Source organism: Bradyrhizobium sp. UFLA01-814, assembly GCF_046718885.1.
In the GTDB taxonomy this organism is placed as follows: Bacteria; Pseudomonadota; Alphaproteobacteria; order Rhizobiales; family Xanthobacteraceae; genus Bradyrhizobium; species Bradyrhizobium elkanii.
In genome coordinates this window covers 1-4,533 of sequence record NZ_JAQOSR010000314.1, presented here as the reverse complement: position 1 = coordinate 4,533, position 4,533 = coordinate 1, and the positions used below count along the sequence as shown (strand labels likewise).

Genomic DNA, 4,533 nt, shown 5'->3' with positions numbered 1-4,533 from the left:
CCCCTCACCCGATTTGCTGCGCAAATCGACCTCTCCCAAGGGAGAGGTGAACTTTCGACGCCGCTCCAGCTCAACCTGATCTCACACGCTTTAACCCTTCGCGCCGTCCAGGAATTCGCTGAAGCCGGCGGGGCGGTAGGGGCCGAAGCAAATCTGCTCCAGCACGCCAATTCCGGTCTGCCCGCCCTGGCGGGCGCGGACCACCTGCTGCACGTGCACATTCTCGCGGGCCAGCGGGTCCAGCGTGGCTGGATCGAACGACTCGCCGCCGATCTCGAGCTCGCCCTTCCACATGCCCTGGCCCCATTGCGGATGGCCGTAGCCGAGGCCCTTCATCTGGAATTTGAGGATCGGGTCGAGCGCGATGGTCGCGGTGTGGCCGTCGATATCGACGAGGTCGATTTCGGCCGACTGCGCGAGTCGGGTGTTCGGCACGTATTTGACGCGATGCCGCGCGGTCGCCATGCGACGGTCAAGGCCGTCGACCACGCCCGGGATCTCGGCCTCGCTTCGGTAGAGCGGCGCGGTGATGCCCTCGCGGACCAGCGCCTCGCCCTGCGTCCCGTCGAAGAAGATCGCGTGCGAGATGTGGTCGTCCCAGACCAGCGGCGCCCAGAGGAAGAACACGCTCGGTAGCGGCATCGGCGCGCCTCCGACGTCGCGTTCGCCGACATTGCGCACGCCCCAGGAGCGATCCTTGGTGCCGTAGCAGGTGCGATCGTCGACCTTGATCTCGCCGTCGGGGTGCCTAATGACGCCGCTCCAGCGGCCGAACTGGTCGAACCGGGTCGAATCCATCGCGCGGCGGTCGCCCGACCAAAGCGTCTGGCGCGCTTCCTGGATCGCGGCGGTGCGCGCGGAGAACGTCAGATCGCAGGCGAGGCCCGTCGCATTGTCGTCGAGCACGACCCGGGTCCGCAGCATCGGCTCGAGCACTTCGAGCCTGAACGGACCGACCTGCATCTCGGTGCGCTCGATCGGCGCGCGCCGCGAACCGTAGAAGCAGTGCTGCCGTCCGCCGCGTTCCACGACGCTGAAGGCGCAATCGAGGATCTTGCGGTGCGGGTAGATCGCAATGCCGATCCCGAAATAATACGCGCCGTCGGCGGTGTAGCCATTGAACCAGGTCCGGTCATAGACATTGCGGTCGCTGGTCGAAGGAACCGCGATCGGCTCCGGCGTCTGGTGGATGGGGAAGTCGTCCAGTTTGTTGAGCACGCCGATCCCTTTCGCTGTCCTGCCGCGTTTTCCGCACGCGAACCGCTATACGGTTCGCTCGAAAACGCCTTAGTCCTGCCAGTATGAAAAACTGTTGTGGTCCAGCGCTTGCGCGCAGGCGCCGCGGGTCATTTTCAGGAACAGCGCGTCGCCACGCTCGGAACGCTGCACGCTGAGGGCGGAGACCACGCCCATCATGATGCCATGCAGCGTGTAGCGCCGGTAATCCCGCCAGCAACGACCCCAGTCATAGTCCCGCACGCCGCGCCGGATCAGTTCCGAATGATAGAACCGCACCAGGTCGGCTTCATGAAGCCGACGTTCGGATGGATCGATACCGGCCGAGAGGAAATAGGCGACGTCGACGATTCCTGGGCCCACTGTCAGCGTCTGCCAGTCCAGCGTCGCCATCGGACGGGTATTGCCGTGGACGTCGAACAGCATGTTGTCGAGCCGGAAATCCGCATGCTGGAGGGTTCGCGGCGCCGATCGATCGGACTGGTAGCGCAATAGCGCGTCCGGAAGCCGGTCGATCAGATCAAGGAATTCCGGCTCGATCACGCCGCGATAGCGCTCCTTGTAGTGACCGATGATGCCGGGCAGCACCGCGCGAAGGTCTCTGCGCCGGCTTGCGGCCACCACGAAGCATGGCACCGCATCGAGGCTCGGATCGCTCCATCGCGGCGCATGCAACGCCGCGGCCTCGGTCATCGCCGTCAGGCAGTCGGCGATCACGCATCCGGCGAGCTGATCACCCGCGCGCGCCGGCGCGAGGTCCTCCAGGATCAGCGTGAAATCGTCGGTTGCCGGATCGATCTCGGCCAGGATCGGCCGCGGGGTGTGAATGGCGACGGTCGCCGCCAGCTCGCGATAGAACGCGACCTCCCGGACGTAGAGCGTGTGCGCGGAACCGGAGCGGCGGCTGTCGGGATCTGCGGCCGGGAATTTGCCAACGACGCTCAGGGGAGCGTTCGGCTCGTCACCGTCATAGGTCAGATGAAATCGATAGCTGTCGCCGACGAGGCCATTGCCGACCGGCTTGCAAGCGAGATCGACGACCCTGACCTGGTTGATCACACCGGCTTCGCGCAGCGCCCGCGTCATCCACTCCGGATCGATCCGCGACGGATCGGCCGTGAGCAAATTCATCGGTTTCCTCCCATCCCCCATGTATTCCCTTGGGGCGTCACCACCGCTCCAGCCGCGTCTTGCGCGGTTGGATTGAGGACGGGGTGATCGCGTTGCGCAAATCATACAGGCGCTGCCGTGGCTTTGGCAAAAGCCACCCGCCGGCCTGTGGGGATATCTCGCGAGGTGCGGTGGGCGGGTTTGCTGCTCTTACTGCGTTGCAGCTGCTTCTCCACGGATCCTGCGCCCAGCCGTCATTGCGAGCGAAGCGAAGCAATCCATCTGCCCGCAAACGCGGTTGGGCGGATTGCTTCGTCGCTTCAGCGCAAAATTGCTTCGCAATTTTGTCGCGAGCTCCTCGCAATGACGGCGGAGGTAGAGCCGTAACGCAGCAGGCCTAACCCACCCGTCTACCAGCCTTCCAGCACGATCTTGCCGCGCGACTTGCCGCTTTCCAGCAAAGCGTGGGCGCGCTTAAGGTTCGCGGCGTTGATGGTGCCAAAGGTCTGGTCGAGCGTGGTGCGCAGCACGCCCTTGTCGATCAGGTCGGCGACATCGTTGAGCAGATGATGCTGTGCGATCATGTCAGGCGTCTGGAACGACGAGCGCGTGAACATCGATTCCCAATGCACCGAGACCGCCTTGCCCTTGAACGCGGCGACGTTGAATTCCGGCGGATCGTCGATCAGGCCGAACTTGCCCTGCGGCGCGATGAAGTCGGCGATCGACTTGTAGTGCTGGTCGGTGAAGGTGAGGCTGGCGACGAGGCCGACCGGCGGCAGCTTCAGTTTTTCGATCTGCTCCTTCATCGGCTGCGAGTGGTCGATCACCGCATGGGCGCCGAGATCGCGGCACCACTTTTGCGACTCCGGCCGCGTTGCGGTCGCGACCACGGTCAGGCCGGTGAGGCGGCGCGCAAGCTGGATCAGGATCGAGCCGACACCGCCGGCGCCGCCGGTGATCAGCAGCGTGCGCGGATCGAGGCTCTTGCCCGGTACCGCGCCGAGCCGGTCGAACAGCAGCTCCCACGCGGTGATCGAGGTCAGGGGCAGGGCGGCGGCCTGCGCGAAGGACAGCGACGCCGGCTTGTTGCCGACGATGCGTTCGTCGACCAGGTGAAATTCCGAATTGGTGCCCTGGCGCAGGATCGAGCCCGCGTAGAACACCTCGTCGCCGGGCTTGAAGAGCGAGACGTCGGGCCCGACCGCGTCGACCACGCCGGCCGCGTCGAAGCCGAGGATCTTGTAGCCGCCGTCGGTCGGCGCCGCGCGCTTGCGCACCTTGTAGTCGACCGGATTCGCCGAGATGGCCTTCACCGCGACGCGGATGTCGCGCCCCTTCGGCTCGGGCTTGGCGATCTCGAAATCGACGAGCGAATCCGCCGCCTCGATCGGCAGCGATTTTTGGTATCCGACGGCCTTCATGCCTGGTCTCCGTGGTGGGCGATTGCCTGCCGTGTTACCTGTCGCGCTGGCGTCCTTTTGGCAAGTACTGTAAAAACAGGGAACTAGTCCCTGTTTGTATACTATTGGGAAATATCCGATGAAACGGCAGAATTTTGCGCGCCGGCCGGGCTGCGCGGTCGAGGCAGCGCTGGACCTGATCGACGGCAAATGGAAGGGCGTGATCCTGTACCACTTGCAGGCCGGCACCCAGCGGTTCGGCGAGCTGCGGAAGCGGATGCCCGGCATCACCCAGCGCATGCTGACCAAGCAGCTACGCGCGCTCGAGGACGATGGCCTCGTGATCCGCAAGGTCTATGCCGAAGTGCCGCCGCGGGTCGAATACACGCTTTCCGAACTCGGCGAGAGCCTGCGCCCGGTGATCGATATTCTAAAAGCCTGGGGCGAGGGCCATCAGGAGCGGCTGTCCTGCGCGCCGGCGCCGGAGGTCGTCGTGAAGAAGGCGAAGCGCGCGGCCTAGGGCTGAGGTGCAGTTGAACTGGTCGTGCGACAAACTCCGCTGCACCTCTCCCGCTTGCGGGGTCAAGACAAGCGGAGCATGCTCTTAGGTCGCATCGCATCTTATGCGATGCGGGTGGGGGCTCTTTCCACAATGTGACTCGTGGAGAGAGCCCCCACCTTGGCCCTCCCCTGGAGGGACAGGCTACCGCATATGCCCCTTGGCGACCGCGCAAGTGCTTGGCCTCGTGGTTCGAGACGCGCCGCAAGCGGCGCTCCTCACCAT

Annotated in this window: 4 protein-coding genes; 1 reads left to right on the top strand and 3 read right to left on the bottom strand. The window is 64.8% G+C overall.

The features are described from left to right. Positions 1 to 90 precede the first annotated feature (90 nt). From PMN64_RS42160 to PMN64_RS42150, 3 genes are all read right to left on the bottom strand, one after another. Entirely contained in the window at positions 91 to 1,218 is a 1,128-nt protein-coding gene (locus tag PMN64_RS42160) for a hypothetical protein (RefSeq protein ID WP_411785028.1), read from the bottom strand. 69 nt (positions 1,219 to 1,287) lie between these two features. Beyond that, positions 1,288 to 2,367 carry a phosphotransferase gene (locus PMN64_RS42155; protein ID WP_411785027.1) on the bottom strand — a complete coding sequence of 360 codons (1,080 nt, stop codon included), beginning with the start codon at positions 2,365 to 2,367 and terminating at the stop codon, positions 1,288 to 1,290. Between the two features lie 389 nt (positions 2,368 to 2,756). Continuing rightward, on the bottom strand, positions 2,757 to 3,770 hold the full coding sequence (locus tag PMN64_RS42150) for a zinc-binding alcohol dehydrogenase family protein (protein WP_304495801.1): 1,014 nt from the start codon (positions 3,768 to 3,770) through the stop codon (positions 2,757 to 2,759). A gap of 118 nt (positions 3,771 to 3,888) precedes the next feature. Here PMN64_RS42150 and PMN64_RS42145 point away from each other — a divergent pair, with 118 nt between their 5' ends. Beyond that, positions 3,889 to 4,269: a winged helix-turn-helix transcriptional regulator gene (locus tag PMN64_RS42145; RefSeq protein ID WP_038383095.1), complete on the top strand. Its 381-nt coding sequence runs from the start codon at positions 3,889 to 3,891 to the stop codon at positions 4,267 to 4,269. The last annotated feature ends 264 nt before the right edge of the window (positions 4,270 to 4,533 follow it).

Bases quoted from the DNA above. Each gene is read 5' to 3' on its own strand.
- PMN64_RS42155 (WP_411785027.1), bottom strand. From the start codon at position 2,367: ATGAATTTGCTCACGGCCGATCCGTCGCGGATCGATCCGGAGTGGATG.
- PMN64_RS42150 (WP_304495801.1), bottom strand. From the start codon at position 3,770: ATGAAGGCCGTCGGATACCAAAAATCGCTGCCGATCGAGGCGGCGGAT.
- PMN64_RS42145 (WP_038383095.1), top strand. From the start codon at position 3,889: ATGAAACGGCAGAATTTTGCGCGCCGGCCGGGCTGCGCGGTCGAGGCA.